Source organism: Pedobacter sp. (assembly GCF_037719805.1).
GTDB lineage: Bacteria > Bacteroidota > Bacteroidia > Sphingobacteriales > Sphingobacteriaceae > Pedobacter.
In genome coordinates this window covers 432,193-448,128 of the sequence record NZ_JBBJLZ010000003.1, presented here as the reverse complement: position 1 = coordinate 448,128, position 15,936 = coordinate 432,193, and the positions used below count along the sequence as shown (strand labels likewise).

The 15,936-nt window shown below is 43.2% G+C and carries 14 protein-coding genes; 9 read left to right on the top strand and 5 right to left on the bottom strand.

The window, feature by feature from the left end; all coding sequences use genetic code 11:
* Nucleotides 1-4 precede the first annotated feature (4 nt).
* Complete coding sequence (locus tag WKF66_RS11680; protein ID WP_489674632.1) at nucleotides 5-2,236, bottom strand: xanthine dehydrogenase family protein molybdopterin-binding subunit; 2,232 nt, start codon at nucleotides 2,234-2,236, stop codon at nucleotides 5-7.
* A 211-nt stretch (nucleotides 2,237-2,447) separates the two neighbouring features.
* Here WKF66_RS11680 and WKF66_RS11675 point away from each other — a divergent pair, with 211 nt between their 5' ends.
* The 9 genes from WKF66_RS11675 (at nucleotide 2,448) to WKF66_RS11635 (ending at nucleotide 11,616) form a co-directional block, all read left to right on the top strand.
* Nucleotides 2,448-3,431 (top strand): glycoside hydrolase family 43 protein, encoded by a 984-nt coding sequence (locus WKF66_RS11675; protein ID WP_489674631.1) that lies wholly within the window; start codon nucleotides 2,448-2,450, stop codon nucleotides 3,429-3,431.
* Nucleotides 3,432-3,522: 91 nt separating this feature from the next.
* Nucleotides 3,523-5,919 (top strand): heavy metal translocating P-type ATPase, encoded by a 2,397-nt coding sequence (locus tag WKF66_RS11670; protein ID WP_489674630.1) that lies wholly within the window; start codon nucleotides 3,523-3,525, stop codon nucleotides 5,917-5,919.
* The gene (ccoS, locus tag WKF66_RS11665) at nucleotides 5,916-6,077 is read left to right on the top strand and encodes a cbb3-type cytochrome oxidase assembly protein CcoS (RefSeq protein ID WP_489674629.1); all 162 of its coding nucleotides are present in this window, start codon (nucleotides 5,916-5,918) and stop codon (nucleotides 6,075-6,077) included. The genes WKF66_RS11670 and ccoS overlap by 4 nt, the downstream gene beginning before the upstream one ends.
* Complete coding sequence (gene ccoN / locus WKF66_RS11660) at nucleotides 6,070-8,181, top strand: cytochrome-c oxidase, cbb3-type subunit I (protein ID WP_489674628.1); 2,112 nt, start codon at nucleotides 6,070-6,072, stop codon at nucleotides 8,179-8,181. Before ccoS ends, ccoN begins: the two co-directional genes overlap by 8 nt.
* A 6-nt stretch (nucleotides 8,182-8,187) precedes the next feature.
* On the top strand, nucleotides 8,188-8,364 hold the full coding sequence (locus WKF66_RS11655; protein ID WP_489674627.1) for a hypothetical protein: 177 nt from the start codon (nucleotides 8,188-8,190) through the stop codon (nucleotides 8,362-8,364).
* A complete protein-coding gene (locus WKF66_RS11650) occupies nucleotides 8,357-9,151 on the top strand; it encodes a cbb3-type cytochrome c oxidase N-terminal domain-containing protein (protein WP_489674626.1) in 795 nt (264 codons plus the stop codon). Before WKF66_RS11655 ends, WKF66_RS11650 begins: the two co-directional genes overlap by 8 nt.
* Before the next feature lie 3 nt (nucleotides 9,152-9,154).
* Nucleotides 9,155-10,504, top strand: a complete 1,350-nt coding sequence (gene ccoG / locus WKF66_RS11645) for a cytochrome c oxidase accessory protein CcoG (RefSeq protein ID WP_489674625.1) — start codon at nucleotides 9,155-9,157, stop codon at nucleotides 10,502-10,504.
* Between the two features lie 3 nt (nucleotides 10,505-10,507).
* Nucleotides 10,508-10,933 carry a FixH family protein gene (locus WKF66_RS11640; protein WP_489674624.1) on the top strand — a complete coding sequence of 142 codons (426 nt, stop codon included), beginning with the start codon at nucleotides 10,508-10,510 and terminating at the stop codon, nucleotides 10,931-10,933.
* The gene (locus tag WKF66_RS11635) at nucleotides 10,930-11,616 is read left to right on the top strand and encodes a sulfite exporter TauE/SafE family protein (RefSeq protein ID WP_489674623.1); all 687 of its coding nucleotides are present in this window, start codon (nucleotides 10,930-10,932) and stop codon (nucleotides 11,614-11,616) included. Before WKF66_RS11640 ends, WKF66_RS11635 begins: the two co-directional genes overlap by 4 nt.
* Nucleotides 11,617-11,618: 2 nt before the next feature.
* Here WKF66_RS11635 and hemN read toward each other — a convergent pair whose 3' ends face one another.
* The 4 genes from hemN to WKF66_RS11615 all read right to left on the bottom strand — a co-directional run bounded on the left by hemN (nucleotide 11,619) and on the right by WKF66_RS11615 (nucleotide 15,757).
* The gene (hemN, locus tag WKF66_RS11630; RefSeq protein ID WP_489674622.1) at nucleotides 11,619-12,974 is read right to left on the bottom strand and encodes an oxygen-independent coproporphyrinogen III oxidase; all 1,356 of its coding nucleotides are present in this window, start codon (nucleotides 12,972-12,974) and stop codon (nucleotides 11,619-11,621) included.
* Complete coding sequence (locus WKF66_RS11625; RefSeq protein WP_489674621.1) at nucleotides 12,964-13,422, bottom strand: lactate dehydrogenase; 459 nt, start codon at nucleotides 13,420-13,422, stop codon at nucleotides 12,964-12,966. Before WKF66_RS11625 ends, hemN begins: the two co-directional genes overlap by 11 nt.
* 80 nt (nucleotides 13,423-13,502) lie before the next feature.
* On the bottom strand, nucleotides 13,503-14,561 hold the full coding sequence (locus tag WKF66_RS11620; RefSeq protein WP_489674620.1) for a response regulator: 1,059 nt from the start codon (nucleotides 14,559-14,561) through the stop codon (nucleotides 13,503-13,505).
* A 5-nt stretch (nucleotides 14,562-14,566) separates the two neighbouring features.
* Nucleotides 14,567-15,757 (bottom strand): PAS domain-containing sensor histidine kinase, encoded by a 1,191-nt coding sequence (locus WKF66_RS11615; RefSeq protein WP_489674619.1) that lies wholly within the window; start codon nucleotides 15,755-15,757, stop codon nucleotides 14,567-14,569.
* Nucleotides 15,758-15,936: the final 179 nt, after the last annotated feature.

Here is a 15,936-nt window from a genome sequence, read left to right as displayed (position 1 = left end):
TGTCTTAAATTAATTTATCAACAGTGATTGGAAGATGCCTGATTCTTTTACCAGTGGCATGAAATACCGCATTGGCAATGGCAGCAGAAAATCCAATCATCCCGATTTCGCCTAATCCTTTTGCTCCGATGGGATCTAATACCCAATCATCTTTGTCAATGAACTTTACTTTTATATTAGGTACGTCAGCGCAAACGGGTACATGATAGTTTTCAAGGCTATTATTTACAAATCCTCCAGTACGATGGTCAATAATACCTTCTTCCATTAGTGCCACTCCAATTCCCCAAACAATAGATCCAAATACCTGACTTTCCGCTGTTTTGGAATTAATAACCCTTCCACAATCCACTACAGTAACTACCCTGTTAACCTTCACAGTACCAGTTAATGGCTTAACTAAAACCTCCACGAAATTAACGCAAAAGGATTTTCCAGAATGTGTCTTTTCTTCTGTCCCAGCTTTTGATTCTTTGGTAACGACCAATTCGCTTAACCGATTTACTTTAAGTACATCTGTAAAAGATATTTTTTCTTGACCATTTTTCACCTTTACAAATCCTCCAACTGCAGTCAGATCATTTCTCAAGCGTCCTTTAAACTTGGAATTTTCGCTTGAAATACTCAAGTCAATTAAGCGATCTTTCAACGCCAGGCAAGCATCATGAATAGCAGATCCAACTGAAGCCGTAGTATGCGACCCAAATTGTCCAGGCGCTGGCGGGAGATTTGAGTTTCCCCATTGGAAATAAATGTTAGTAACCGTTGTATCCAATCTTTGAGCAGCAATCTGAGCTAAAACTGTTGCTGATCCTGGGCCAGTATCGGCTACAGATGTTTTAATAATAAAGGTTCCATCCGCATTAATCTGCGCACTAGCGGTCGCCGGCTCCCGAGTAGATTTATAAATTCCGGCACTCATTCCCATTCCCAGTAAATGACCTCCAGAAGTCATAGAACCAGGCTCTGGGTTTCTTTTTTCCCAACCGAATAAAACCGCACCCTCTTTATAGCATTCTTTTAAGTGATTACTGGTCCAGGGAATATTCTTTTCAAAGTCTCTTTCGGCAAAGTTTTTCAGCCGTAACACAACAGGATCCATTTTTAATGCATACGCGAGCTCATCAACGGCAGATTCCAGCGCAAAAGACCCGGTAGTTTCACCTGGTCCACGGGTATGGGTAGGCGTACTTACATCTAAGGGAATAAGTTGATACCGTGTTTCCAAATTAGCACAGCGGTACATTGATTTTGTTGGATCAGTTATGCGCTCTACGAATTCCTCATAGGTAGATGTCATTCCAACCGCTTCATGTTTTATCCCTATGATTTCTCCAGTTTTTTTAGCGCCTATACTAAACCGCTGAACAGCATAAGGCCTATAGCCGACCATATTAAAAACCTGTTCTCTTTCCAGTGCAACTTTCACTGGCCTGCCAACTTTTTTCGCTCCAAGGACAGCAGCCATTTCATGCGGCCACACCCTGGATGCACTGCCAAAGGCACCACCTACAAATGGTGAATGTACTTCAACCTTATCATTAGCTAAATTAAAGTAATTGACAAATGCATCTTTAGTAGACTGTACGAACTGGGTTTTGTTAAAAATCAACAACTTACCCGAAGGAAGCCAGTGGGCGGTTGTTGCATGAGGCTCCATACTGTTGTGCACTTGGATAGGCGTATGGTATTCCTGGTCGATTTTTACCTCTGCGTTCTCCCACGCATTTGCATCACCGCGTAGAGAGTCCGAAGAACGATGTGGGGTAGTTCTGAAAGCTAAATTTTCCAGCAAATTTGTTTTGTGTGGCTCCTTAATATAATCAACCTCTACCAATGTAGCAGCGTAGGTTGCCTGCTCCAACGTTTCAGCAATGACTAAAGCAACCGGCTGATTATGATGGTATATTTTTTCATCATAGAACAAGCGATATTCCTGTCCGTAGTATCTCGTCTTCGTCTGATCAACTGGTTTATTATACCCAGGCACCTCCGGTCGGTTTAAATGACTCATTACCTCTATAACGCCAGCAGCTCTTTTTGCTTTCCTGGTTAGTATTGAACGGATTGATCCATTTGCAACTGGACTTGTGATGAAAACACCATATGACATGCCACTTATTAGGTATTCTGCAGCATACTTAGCACTGCCCGTAACTTTCAATACGCCCTCGATCCGGTTTGCGGGCTCACCGATCTGCTTATATGCAGTGTTATCGAAATCTTGTGTTACCATTTTTAAGATGAGTTGGTTTATACGATGCTTCTTATTTGGATCAACATTTCATTTCTTAAGAATGTTTCCTATGCTGTCGGCAATTTCAGTCCATTAGGAAACATCTAAGCCGAACTGTTATTGCGTTTTCTCACTCCCTTTATAAATTAATTAAATAAAATGATAACTTCGAATTTGACAATAGTGCCCTAACACCTAATAAACACATACAATGAAAAAAACAATCTTAACCTTCTGCATTGCGTCGCTAACCTTAACAGGTTTTGCACAAAAACCAGCAGATAAGAAAACTTCCGGCAACCCTATATTTCCGGGCTGGTATGCTGATCCCGAAGGTGCAATATTTGGAAAAGAATACTGGATATATCCCACCTTTTCCGCAAAATATGAAGAGCAGATTTTCATGGATGCTTTCAGTTCAAAAGACTTGGTTACCTGGACAAAACACCCGAATATTTTAAGTAAGGACAATGTTAAATGGGCTAATAAAGCCATGTGGGCGCCTTCAATAACGAAAAAGGGCAATAAATACTACTTGTTTTTTGGAGCTAATGATATTCAAAACAATAAAGAACTCGGCGGTATAGGCGTGGCGGTTTCCAAAAAACCAAGTGGTCCGTTTAAAGACCATATCGGCAAACCACTGATCGACGCCTTTCATAATGGCGCACAGCCTATCGATCAATACGTCTTCAAAGACAAAGACGGACAATACTATCTTTTCTATGGCGGTTGGTCACACTGTAACGTCGTGAAATTAAGCGACGACTTCAAAAGTGTCGTTCCATTTCCTGATGGAACCACTTACAAAGAAGTAACACCTAAAGGCTATGTGGAAGGTGCTTTCATGTTTATAAGGAACGGAAAATACTATTTTATGTGGTCTGAAGGCGGATGGACTGGCCCAAACTATTCCGTTGCATACGCCATAGCTGATTCTCCATTAGGTCCATTCAAACGTATTGATAGAATCTTACAACAAGACCCTAAAATCGCAAGAGGTGCAGGACACAACTCTGTACTCAAAAACCCAAAAACGGGTGAATATTACATGGTGTATCACCGCAGACCACTTGAAGAAACCAATGGCAACCACCGTGTTACCTGCATCGATAAGATGGAATTTGATGAAAATGGCTTAATCAAACCTATCAAAATCACTTTCGAAGGGGTTGCCGCAAGTCCGATGAAATAGTAAATAAGCGTGACCGCGGTCACTATTTGAGGTAACTCAAATCATTTCATAACTACCTCTTTCTACCCACTTTTGGGCTATAGAAATGGGTATGTTAAATGAAACAGAAATCATAACAAGGGCGCAATGTTTTCACTGTGGTGAAGACATTGCTTCTAATGTTTATCAGGCAGACGATAAAGGTTTCTGTTGCCTGGGCTGCCAAACAGTTTATCAGGTTCTCCAAAAACATCAGCTTTCAAGCTACTACGTTTACAATGACGTTCCAGGTCAGACTCAAAATAAGGAACAAGTCAACTTTGATTACCTGGATGTAGTAAGCATCGCCAACCAACTCGTCGACTATCAGGACGAAAGGGTAACTGTCATCACCCTCTACATTCCTTCTATCCACTGCAGTTCCTGCATCTGGCTTCTTGAAAACCTACATCAGCTAAACCCTGCCATTTCTGGATCCAGGGTAGACTTCCTTAAAAAGCAGGATGTCATCACCTTTAAAAACAAGGATGCTTCTCTTAAGGAGATCTTTCAAACGCTAAGTTCCATTGGTTATGCACCTACGATCAGCCTCCAGGATGTCGTAAAAGAAAACCAAAACACCAATCCAGAACGTACACTAATCACTAAAATAGCGGTGGCCGGCTTCTGCTTCGGAAACGTAATGTTACTTAGTTTTCCCGACTACTTTGGTCTGGGTGAATTTGAAAATAACTTTAAAAGTTTCTTCGGCTGGCTGAACCTCGCATTTGCGGTACCAATCGTATTATACAGTGGTACCGATTACTTCAAATCTGCCTACACCAACCTCAAAGCTAAAAGGCTAAACCTTGATTTCCCTTTGGCCCTAGGCATCGCTGTAATGTTCATCCGGTCGGTCTATGAAATCCTGCTTCAAACAGGACCCGGTTTCGTGGACACCTTATGCGGACTGGTTTTCTTTCTGCTCATTGGTAAGTGGATGCAACAAAGAACCTTCCATCATATCTCTTTTGAACGGGACTACAGGTCTTATTTTCCGGTTGCAGTAACAACAATCAACAAAGACATCGAGCAGACTATTCCTTTAGCGGAACTGAAAAGAGGTGATCGCATTCTAATCAGGAGTCAGGAAATAATTCCTGCAGATGCGATCCTCCTGAATGGAGCTGCGGAGATCGACTTTAGTTTTGTAACTGGTGAGTCCCTTCCCGTGAAAAAGGTTTATGGAGAGATCATCTATGCTGGCGGTCGCCAGCTTGGGGGCGTACTCGAAATGGAAGTGATCAAGCCGGTAGCCCAAAGCTACCTCACACAGTTATGGAATAACGAAGCATTTCAGGCACCTAAAAACCCTATAAAAACTTTTAGTGATACGGCTAGCCGTTACTTCAGCATTGTCCTACTGAGTATAGCTTTCGGAGCCGCGCTTTACTGGTCGTTCAGCGATGGTGAAAAAGCACTCGCCTCATTTACTGCAGTACTCATTATCGCCTGTCCATGTGCTTTGGCGCTCAGTTCTCCTTTTACCCTTGCCGCAGTGGTAAGCGTATTTGACAAGAATGGCTTCTACTTAAAAAACACTGCCATTGTAGAGCAATTGGCAAGGATAAACACGTTCGTATTCGACAAGACAGGGACTATTACCAATCCTCAGGCCCAGGGCTTATCGTTTGTAGGCAATATTGATGACGCAGAAAAGCAACTCGTAGGTGATCTCGCCCGCAATTCAGGGCATCCGCTAAGCAGGGAGTTAAGTAGATACCTAAATAGACCGCTGAAGTATGGGGTCGAGAATTATATAGAAAAGATTGGCAGAGGTATCAGTGGAACGATCAACGGAAATATTGTAAAATTGGGAAGTTCTGCATTCCTTGGTCTTCCACTGAAAAACTCGCCAGACAACAGTACCATTCACATCCTGATCAACGATCAGTATCTCGGTTATTTCTTAATCAAACAGCAATGGAGAACAGGGTTTAAGGAAGTGATTTCCAAATTAACCAGATGGGCAACTACCTATCTCCTATCGGGAGACAGCAACCGGGAGTCAAATGCACTGGTCCCCTTCTTTAAAGATTCCGCATCGTTACACTTCAACCAGTCACCACAGAATAAACTGGACTACATTTTAGCGCTTCAAGCCAAAGGAAATAAAGTTGCAATGATCGGCGACGGACTAAATGATTCTGGCGCCTTGAAACAAAGCGATCTTGGTATCGCCGTAACAGATAACATTAACAATTTCTCTCCAAGCTGTGATGCCATTCTTGATGGCAAGAATTTCCATAAGATCCCTCAGTTTATACAACTTGCAAAAGACGGCGTAAAGGTGATCTACTTTTCCTTTGCCATCTCCCTAACCTATAACGTGACCGGCTTGTACTTCGCCGTTCAGGGCATCTTATCACCGCTTATTGCCGCAATACTAATGCCGCTAAGTACCATCACCATTATACTATTCACCACGATTGCCGCGCGTGCATATGCGCATAAAAACAAACTTATATGAACATGATCTTCGTTTTAATCGGTTGCAGTATCCTCCTGGCTCTAATCTTTCTAGCCGCCTTCTTTTGGGCAGTTAAGAGCGGGCAGAACGACGATACCTATACCCCCGCAGTACGAATCTTATTTGACGATGAAATAAAAGACCAAACCAATGACTGAAAAATTTTACTACGACAATAAGACCGTCAGAAACTTTGCAATTGCCACCATAGTTTGGGGCATAATAGGCATGACGGTGGGACTACTGATCGCCCTGCAGCTAATCAAGCCCGCAGCTAATCTGGGTTCTCAATACACTACTTTCGGCCGGATCCGCCCATTACACACCAACGCGGTGATCTTCGCCTTCGTAGGTAATGCAATTTTTATGGGGGTATATTACTCCTTGCAACGCTTGCTCAGGGCAAGAATGTTTAGTGATGTGTTGAGCAAGATCCACTTCTGGGGATGGCAGTTGATCATCGTATCCGCAGTGATCACGCTTCCACTAGGCCTGACTTCTTCACATGAATATGCAGAGCTGGAGTGGCCAATTGACATTGCCATCACCCTGATATGGGTTGTGTTCGGTATCAATATGTTTGGAACCATTATCAAGCGAAGAGAACAGCACATGTACGTAGCGATCTGGTTCTACATTGCCACATTCGTCACAGTGGCCGTTCTTCACATCGTTAACTCCTTCCAGTTACCAATTTCTGCATTTAAAAGTTATTACCTGTATGCAGGCGTTCAGGATGCCTTGGTGCAATGGTGGTATGGCCACAACGCCGTAGCGTTTTTCCTCACCACGCCTTACCTGGGAATGATGTATTACTTCCTTCCTAAAATGGCAAACAGGCCTGTGTACTCCTACAAGCTAAGTATCCTCCATTTTTGGTCGCTCATTTTCATCTATATCTGGGCTGGTCCTCACCATTTGTTATACACTTCATTGCCCTCATGGGCACAATCATTAGGCGTGGCTTTCTCGATCATGCTGATTGCACCAAGCTGGGGAGGTATGATCAATGGCTTACTCACTTTAAGAGGCGCCTGGGATAAAGTAAGAGAAGAACCAACACTTAAATTCATGGTAGTTGCACTAACCGCTTACGGTATGGCAACTTTCGAAGGGCCGATGCTTGCGCTGAAACAGATCAATGCCATCGCACATTATACCGATTGGATAGTAGCTCACGTGCATGTTGGTGCATTGGGTTGGAATGGCTTCTTAACGTTTGGTGTTCTTTACTGGTTGATCCCCCGAATCTACAAAACGGATTTATACTCTAAAAAACTAGCATCCTTCCATTTTTGGATAGGTACGCTGGGAATGATTTTTTATGCCGTTCCATTGTATTTTGCCGGATTTACTCAAGGTCTGATGTGGAAAGAGTTCACAGAAGAAGGGCTTCTTAAATACCCTAACTTCCTGGAAACGGTACTACAGATTATTCCAATGTACATCCTGAGGGCTGCTGGTGGAGCAATGTACCTGGCAGGTGTATTGGTAATGACTTATAACTTAATTAAAACGGTTAATCAAGGCAAACTAGTGGCCGATGAACCCGCTGAAGCGCCTGCACTTCCTGTAAACTATACACCACAGGGTACAGATAAGAAAATGCACCGCTTTTTGGAAAGAAAACCCTTGTTATTCATGGTGATTTCTCTCGTGGTGATTCTGATTGGTGGTATGATAGAGATGATGCCGACTTTCACGATCAAATCTAATATTCCTACTATAAGCACAGTCAAACCTTATTCTCCATTAGAGTTGCAAGGTCGTGACCTTTATATCAGAGAGGGTTGTGTAAACTGTCATTCGCAAATGATCAGGCCGTTCCGTTCTGAGACTGAGCGCTATGGCGAATACAGCAAAGCAGGTGAGTTTGTGTATGATCACCCTTTCCTTTGGGGATCGAAACGTACAGGACCTGACCTGGCAAGGGAAGGCGGCAAGTATTCAAATGCATGGCATTTCAACCACTTGCTTGATCCACAAACCATGTCGCCGGGCAGCATTATGCCTCCATATGAATGGTTGATCAATCAGAAGCTGGATACCACCACAACCATCTCTAAAATAAATGCGATGCGCACACTCGGAGTCCCTTATGAAGAAGGCTATGAGCATCAGGCAAATGCAGATTTGCAAGAGCAGGCCGCAGCAATTGCTGCAGACTTAAAACAAGGTAACCTGAGGGTACAAAGTGACAGGGAGATCATCGCCATTATCGCATACATCCAACGTCTCGGAATAGACATTAGAACTAAATAGAACGCTATGTTTAAGCAATTTTTAACACAGGTCACAGATAGCCAGGTATATCTAATCACCTCTCTAGGCATATTTATGCTGTTTTTCTTATTGGTAGGTCTGTTGCTCATCTTCATGAAAAAAGACGAGATAGATTATATGAGTTCACTCCCTCTTAACGACGACGACAATGGCAATGACTGATATATTTATTTGCTTGTTGCTGCTTACCGCAGTCCTGCTCTTTTTAGTATCCTTACTGGTACTAAGGATTATCAAGGTTTATGCACAGGAAGCGTTAAGTCCAATCCGCTTTTCAACTGCAGAAGAGAAAAAAGTTAGGGCGTTAGAGCTTGAACAGATTGAATCTGCCAAACCACCCAAACCTTCTCTTTGGCTGAAGATAATGAGTCTGAAGCCTATTGATCAAGAAAAGGAGCTGGTGATGGAGCATACCTTTGATGGCATTGAAGAGTTAGACAACCCCACTCCTGCCTGGTTTATGGTACTCTTCTACGGAAGTATCCTCATCGCAATTGGCTATCTGCTTAACTATCACGTTTTCAATTACGGCAAGTTGCAGGATGAAGAATATGTGATCGAAGTTCAACAAGCTGAAGAAGCTAAAACAGCGATGCTGATGAAGCCCGGAAATGCAGCTAACCAAATCAATGAAAACAACGTCACCGTCTCAAAAGACAAAGCACAATTTGCAGACGCAGCTATACTATTTACGAACGCCTGTACCCCATGTCATGGACAACATGCGGAAGGAATAGTTGGACCAAACTTAACCGACGAATACTGGCTCCATGGTGGTACTGTTAAAGACATCTTTAAAACCATTAAATATGGGGTTCCGGATAAGGGAATGATTGCCTGGGAGAAAACAATGAGACCAAAGCAAATTGCTGCAATGGCAAACTACATTTTGTCTCTGCAGGGAAGTAATCCAGCCGGAGCGAAAGCACCGCAAGGAAAAAAACTATAGACAATGCCACAGCCTAAAAGAACATGGATCTACCCTAAAATAATTAAGGGAAAGCTGTACAAATACAGGGCGCTGCTTAGCTACTTCTTATTAGCTGTGTTGTTTTCAGCGCCTTTTGTTAAAGTAAACGGCGAGCAAATGATCTTGTTAAATGTATTAGAAAGAAAGTTCGTGTTCTTTGGCCTGGTGTTCTGGCCGCAAGACTTCTACTTGTTTGTACTTGCGCTGCTTACCTTCATCGTGTTTATTGTGTTGTTTACTGTCGTATTTGGAAGGGTATTCTGTGGCTGGGTTTGTCCGCAGACCATATTCCTCGAAATGGTATTTCGGAGAATTGAAAACTGGATAGAAGGTGACAGAAACCAACAACAAAAGCTCGACAATGGTCCCTTAACGGCCAACAAATTCTTTAAAAAGGCATCAAAGCATACCTTGTTTCTAGTCATTTCATTTCTTATTGCCAATACCTTTCTTGCTTACGTGATTGGCTCAGATTCGCTCATTACCATTATCAGCGAGCCGGTAAATGCTCATCTGTCTGGCTTCGTTTCTATAGGGATATTTTCGCTGTTGTTCTATCTTGTATTTTCCAGAATGCGGGAACTCGTGTGTACGGTTGCCTGCCCATATGGCCGACTACAAGGTGTGCTGTTAGACAACCAGAGTATTCTGGTCGCCTATGATTATGTACGCGGAGAGCCTAGAGAGAAGATTAAAAAGGGAGTAGAGCGTAACCATGGAGATTGTATCGACTGTAATTTATGTGTGCAGGTCTGTCCAACAGGAATCGACATCCGCAACGGTACGCAAATGGAGTGTGTGAATTGCACCGCTTGTATCGACGCCTGCGATATGGTTATGGAGAAGATCAACCGGCCCTCCCGGCTTATTGGCTTTAAATCTGAGACGGAAATAAAAACCAACTCTTCTTTTAAAGTCAGCACGAAGATTTACGGTTACACCGGCGTTTTACTCTCGCTGGTATTCATTCTCTTATTCTTATTATTTACAAGATCTCCAGTTAAAAATAACATCCATCGGGCAAGTGGGACATTGTATCAGCTAAACGACCGCGACGGAACTGTAAGCAATCTGTATACTGCAGAAATGGTGAATAAAACCAATAGTACCATCAGCTTTACTATTGTACCAGATAGCAAATCTGCGAAGATTCAATACATCGAAAAACCGGATAGTATTGTGTACGGAGGAAGAACTAAAACAACCTTCTTTCTTGTGCTGCCACAAACAGGCATTGCCAAATATAAAACGTCGGTAGGCTTTAGGATTCTATCTAACGGAAAGGTCCTTGATCGCTTTGAAACAACTTTTATTGCACCACCAAAACTTTAAGATATGAACTGGGGAACTAAATTAATAATAGGAATGCTTTTATTTATGGCCTTTATTGTTGTTCTAGGCATACTTATGATTAGAAGCGATAGCGATGCCCTGGTAGAAACAAATTACTATGAGAAGGGCCTCAACTATGATGACGAATATGCCGCTAAAACTCAGGTCGGTAAAGACCAGGCTAGTCCCGATGTCAATATCGATGCAACAAGCATCAGCATTATCTTTAAAACGGCTGTGAAAGGACAAGTGAAACTAACCAGAAACGACAGCAAGTCGGCTGATACAACCGTTCGTTTCCTAACAAAAACAGGTAAGCTTAATTTAAACATCAGCAAACTCGCTAAAGGCCGTTGGCACATGATCACCTCCTGGGAGAACCTGGAAGGAATTAAATACTTAAAAGATGAGGAGATTTACCTGCCATGAGTGCTGACCGTTTAGCCTTTTTTATTGGCCTGTTGGGATCGCTGCATTGTATAGGCATGTGCGGCCCTCTGGCATTTGCTGTTCCAGTTCGTCAACCGGGATGGCTGAGCATGATTTGGAATAAACTCCTTTATCAAATGGGGCGAATTATCTCCTATACGCTTTTAGGAGCCTTAGTCGGCCTATTGGGTAAGCAAATATGGCAGGCAGGTTTTCAACAAGGCGTAAGCATAGTCACGGGTTTACTGATCCTGACGGCGGCGCTATCTAAAATACTAAAGCTGAACTTGTTGAAAGGAAATCCAACATTTCTATTAAAGCCAATTACCAACTTGTTTAATTACGCCTTTAATCATAAAGCGAATCATTTGATCATCGGAATGATCAACGGAATCCTACCTTGCGGCTTCGTCTACCTGGCATTGGCTGGCGCGATTAACACGGCAACTATTCAAGAAAGCATGAGTTATATGTTCTGGTTTGGTGCAGGTACTACGCCGCTGATGTTCGCGGCCACCATGATTGTAGGCTTTTCGGGGATGCCATTCCGGAAGCGATTAAACAAATTTGTACCTTATATGATGTTGTTTTTAGGACTTTGGTTCTTCATGAGGGGGCTGGAATTGAATATTCCTTATTTAAGCCCCCAGCGCCCGATGTCTACGACAGTTGAATGTATGTAGCCTTAATCGGCCATGCTAAACAGTTGTTCAGAGAATTTGCGATCCCAGAGTCGGACATCAAATGCCATGCAGATGTTCCTTAGAAACCGCTTACCATGGCTGGTAACCTGTAAACTTTCATCGGAAAGCAGTACCAAGCCATCATCGGCAAGCGCTTCTAAGCGCTGAATAGCGGTAGCTAGTTCCGGAGAAATCTCCTCGGCCGACCATTCCGTAGTTCCTTTACACATGATGTCTAAGATATGTTTACGGATGACCAGATCCGTTGCAGTTAAGATATGTCCCTTAAAAACAGGCAATCTTCCTTCGTTAACGATCTTGACATATTCTTCCACGGTCTTCACATTTTGCGCAAAGCCAGTCCAGCAGTCGCTGATCGCGGAGACACCCAATCCAATCAGTATTTTACTCGGTTGCTCGGTATATCCCATAAAATTACGGTGTAATCTACCCTCTTGCTCTGCCTGGTATAAACTGTCTGTGAGTAACGTGAAATGATCCATGCCTATCTCGAGGTAACCAGCACGGGTTAGCATCCCCCTACCCATTTCATACAAGCTCTTTTTAAGCTCCGCATCTGGAAGATGCGCTTCAGTGTACCTCCGCTGACCAGGTCTTACCCAAGGCGTATGCGCATAGCTATAAAAAGCAATGCGGTCAGGCTTAAGCCGGATTACTTCTTCAATGGTTGCCGACAAGCCTTTCAAGGTTTGCAAGGGCAAACCATAAATTAGATCATAGTTGATAGAATGATAGCCAATTTCGCGGGCTAGATTAGTCGTACTTTCTACCGATTCAACCGTTTGAATCCTGTTGATAATCTTTTGAACCTCCAGATCAAAATCCTGTATGCCTAGGCTAAGCCTTCGGAAACCGAGATTGAAGAGCGTCGTTAAGTGTTCTTTAGTCGTATTGCCGGGATGAGCCTCAAAACTAAACTTAGCTTCCGGGAGAAGTTCCGACTGCTCAAGAATTCCGCAGATGAGCATTTCCAGGTTCTGGGGACTAAAAAACGTTGGTGTGCCTCCTCCGAGATGGATCTCCATGATTGCAGGTACCGAATTCAACTTAGTCACATATAAAGACCATTCTTTTAGTACCGCCTCGATGTAAGGGATCTCGACACCGTGGTTCTTAGTAATTCGAGTATTGCATCCACAGTACGTACAAAGACTTTCGCAAAAAGGCAGATGGATGTACAGACTCAACCCCTCCGGCGAGTTTTGGAAGGAACTCACCAACGTTGCACTCCATTTCTGCTCATCAAAAGTGCTTTCTTCCCAGTAAGGTACGGTTGGGTAACTGGTATATCGGGGTGCAGCAACCCGGTATTTCTCAATTAGCTGATCAATGTTCATGAGCACCTAAATTAGCGGCCGCTGAATCGCATGCTTTGGAGCACACACAAGCATCGCCTAAACACCTCTTGCCTTGCCACTTATCAAGGTTGTTTATGGTCTCGGTAGCCAAAGCCAAAGGAATATCTGCTTCAGACAATCCTACGAAAGCCATTTGCGGAACATTGGCGATCTTTATGTTTCTAATTCCCGCAGCCTCTGAATCGATATGTGATACGTCATTAGACCGAGACGCAATATACTTTACACCGAGATCTGCCAGCTTATCTATCACCTTTGCCGATACTTCATCGCTGGTAAATACGATCACAGCCTCTTTGCCTTGAGCGAAGGAAACGGTTTCAATTGATAAAGCGTTAGATATTAACGTAATCTCATGCTTCTTATGATTCGCGATCGCAAGGGGTTCCTTTTCTGCGGACGTGATACTATAGGCTACAACTCTCATACTTATGATTTGAGTGTCAAAAGTAGCGGCTAATAGAAAGTCAAACAATGAGGTCTGTCACCGACAAACAGTGATCTTCATCAGTTTTTCATATTTCTTAAACGGATGCAGTCTAAAATAACAATCTTACTTCCCGTGCGCTCGATCAAGCCCTCATCCTTGAAGTCACTCAAAATCCTGCTCACCGTTTCCGTTGCAATACCCGCCATAGACGCAAGGTTATCTCTTGATACATTTAAGGACAGTTGACTGTTCTCTCCCTCATCCCCTTTTAGCCGCAAAATAACTTCAGCCATCCTTTTTCTAACGGAATGATAAGCCAACTGTAGAAGCTGCACTTCGTTCTGAAGCACATTATTAGCGAGAAGTTTTATGAATTGTCCGGAAACGTCAGGATATTTGTTCAGTAGCAGCTCCATAAGATCTCTTGGAATAAGGCAAAGCGATGTGTTCTCTACCGCCTCAGCAGTCTCCATGTAGTTTTCTCCGGCTAAAAGCGCAGCGGTTCCGAAATATTCTTCCGGTCCATATAAGCCGGTAAGCAGCTCACGGCCATCTTGTGCAACTTTAAAAGTCTTTACTTTACCTGAAAGGATCAAGTAGAGGCCATTGGCAGTGTCTCCTTCATAATAGATCACTTGTCTCTTCTTAATTTGTCGCACTTTACGTTCAGCGATGTGCCTCTTAAGCTCATCAAGACCGTTTTTACTTCCTATCAAATTGCTTAGATGATCAAGCGAAGGACTATTTATAACCTTGTGGTTCTGGTGCTTTTTTAATCTGATCTCAATGGCATTAAACAATTCTACATCGTCAAACGGCTTAGTCAGATAGTCATCGGCACCCATTTCCATCCCTTTACGCATGTCTTGCCGTTCAGTCCGGGCGGTTAGGAAGATGAAAGGAATGACTGCAGTTTCAGGTTTTTTACTCAGCAGATGCAATACACTGTAGCCGTCCATTTCAGGCATCATAATATCACAAAGAATCAGATCTGGTAAGTCGCTGATCGCCCGGGCAACTCCTTCCTTCCCGTTTACAGCCTGGACAACCGCGTAATTCGCAAGCTCCAATATCTCCGCAGTACTCTCCCGGATATCATCATTATCTTCAATTATTAAAACCCTGATCTTATCCATACCTGCTATTGTTGTCTATTAAATGATATTGTGAATCTTGCCCCTTTATTAACCTCACTCGAAAAGTCTACTGTTCCGTTCATTAGTCGGGCATACCTCAACACGATGTTTAAGCCCAACCCGGTACCTGGAATATTCCCGGTGTTGTTGGCTCTAAAGAAAGGCTGAAACAAGTTTTTCTGGTCGAGGTCAGGTATTCCGATTCCATTGTCGCTCACGGTAATGATATAAGTAGCATCCTGAATCTCCGTGTTGAATTCAATAAAAGTATGCTCTCCCGAGTATTTGATTGCATTTGAGATGAGATTAATCATGCAGTTCCGCAGGAGGTTTTGATCCAGATCTACTAACCGTTCTACTCCCGTGTGCTGATAGATGATATTTTGATCTTCTTTAGCGATCATTTGCATTTCTTCGGTAATTTCTTCTGCAAGTTGAACCAGATCGAAGGATTCTGCCTTAGATTGAACGTTTCCGGCCTCTAAGCGTTCCAATGATAAGAAGTCGTTTAAGATTGTTGTCAGGTTACCAACTGCACTTTTGATCTTGTTAACATGTTTCTTAATGTTTTCATTCTCAAATGGTGCCGCATATTTTTCTATTAGAACGGAAGATAGCTGTACAGAGCTAAGCGGAGTACGGAACTCGTGCGAAGCCATGGAGACGAAGCGGCTCTTCATCTGGTTAAGCTCTTTTTCTTTGATCAGCGATAAACTCACTTCTTCTTTAGCCTCCGATAGGGCGCTTACCAACTTTTTAAGAGATTTCGTACGCTCTTCTACCAGCCCTTCAAGTTCTGCAGCATATTCTTTTAAACGGCGCTCTGCTTCTTTTTCTTTGGAAAGGTCGTGTATGAAACCCGTGTAAATTATACGCTCATCGTATTTAACTTCGCTCACTGCCAATCTGAAAGGAAAAGTAGTGCCGTCTTTTCTCAGCCCTCTTACTTCCCTTCCCTTGCCGATAATCCGTTTCTCTCCAGTATGCTGGTAACGGCTGAGGTACCCGTCATGGCCGCTCTTATCTGGTTCGGGCATCAACATGGAAATGTTTCTACCGATCACCTCTTCCATTTCGTAACCAAAGAGTTTTTGTGCTGCCGGATTTAAGCTCTCCACCTTTCCCCTATCGTCAATTGTAATGATGCCATCAATTGCAGTCTCAATAATCGCCTTTAGAAGTTTAGCGCTTTCCATATTGTGTGTTTTAACAAATATAATCAAACCTTGAGCTTAACGTCAGTTAACATCGTCATGCTGAATTTATTTCAGCACCTTGAACTACCATTGCATCGACACCGAGGTACCGGCGTCCGCCGACATAACGTGCGTTGCATGACGTGCGTTGCCATCCCTCGCCCCCACTCTTACCCCTG

Excerpts from the sequence above, each read along its gene's own strand:
- WKF66_RS11680 (WP_489674632.1), bottom strand. The coding sequence starts at position 2,236 with ATGGTAACACAAGATTTCGATAACACTGCATATAAGCAGATCGGTGAG.
- WKF66_RS11675 (WP_489674631.1), top strand. The coding sequence starts at position 2,448 with ATGAAAAAAACAATCTTAACCTTCTGCATTGCGTCGCTAACCTTAACA.
- WKF66_RS11670 (WP_489674630.1), top strand. The coding sequence starts at position 3,523 with ATGTTAAATGAAACAGAAATCATAACAAGGGCGCAATGTTTTCACTGT.
- ccoS (WP_489674629.1), top strand. The coding sequence starts at position 5,916 with ATGAACATGATCTTCGTTTTAATCGGTTGCAGTATCCTCCTGGCTCTA.
- ccoN (WP_489674628.1), top strand. The coding sequence starts at position 6,070 with ATGACTGAAAAATTTTACTACGACAATAAGACCGTCAGAAACTTTGCA.
- WKF66_RS11655 (WP_489674627.1), top strand. The coding sequence starts at position 8,188 with ATGTTTAAGCAATTTTTAACACAGGTCACAGATAGCCAGGTATATCTA.
- WKF66_RS11650 (WP_489674626.1), top strand. The coding sequence starts at position 8,357 with ATGACTGATATATTTATTTGCTTGTTGCTGCTTACCGCAGTCCTGCTC.
- ccoG (WP_489674625.1), top strand. The coding sequence starts at position 9,155 with ATGCCACAGCCTAAAAGAACATGGATCTACCCTAAAATAATTAAGGGA.
- WKF66_RS11640 (WP_489674624.1), top strand. The coding sequence starts at position 10,508 with ATGAACTGGGGAACTAAATTAATAATAGGAATGCTTTTATTTATGGCC.
- WKF66_RS11635 (WP_489674623.1), top strand. The coding sequence starts at position 10,930 with ATGAGTGCTGACCGTTTAGCCTTTTTTATTGGCCTGTTGGGATCGCTG.
- hemN (WP_489674622.1), bottom strand. The coding sequence starts at position 12,974 with ATGAACATTGATCAGCTAATTGAGAAATACCGGGTTGCTGCACCCCGA.
- WKF66_RS11625 (WP_489674621.1), bottom strand. The coding sequence starts at position 13,422 with ATGAGAGTTGTAGCCTATAGTATCACGTCCGCAGAAAAGGAACCCCTT.
- WKF66_RS11620 (WP_489674620.1), bottom strand. The coding sequence starts at position 14,561 with ATGGATAAGATCAGGGTTTTAATAATTGAAGATAATGATGATATCCGG.
- WKF66_RS11615 (WP_489674619.1), bottom strand. The coding sequence starts at position 15,757 with ATGGAAAGCGCTAAACTTCTAAAGGCGATTATTGAGACTGCAATTGAT.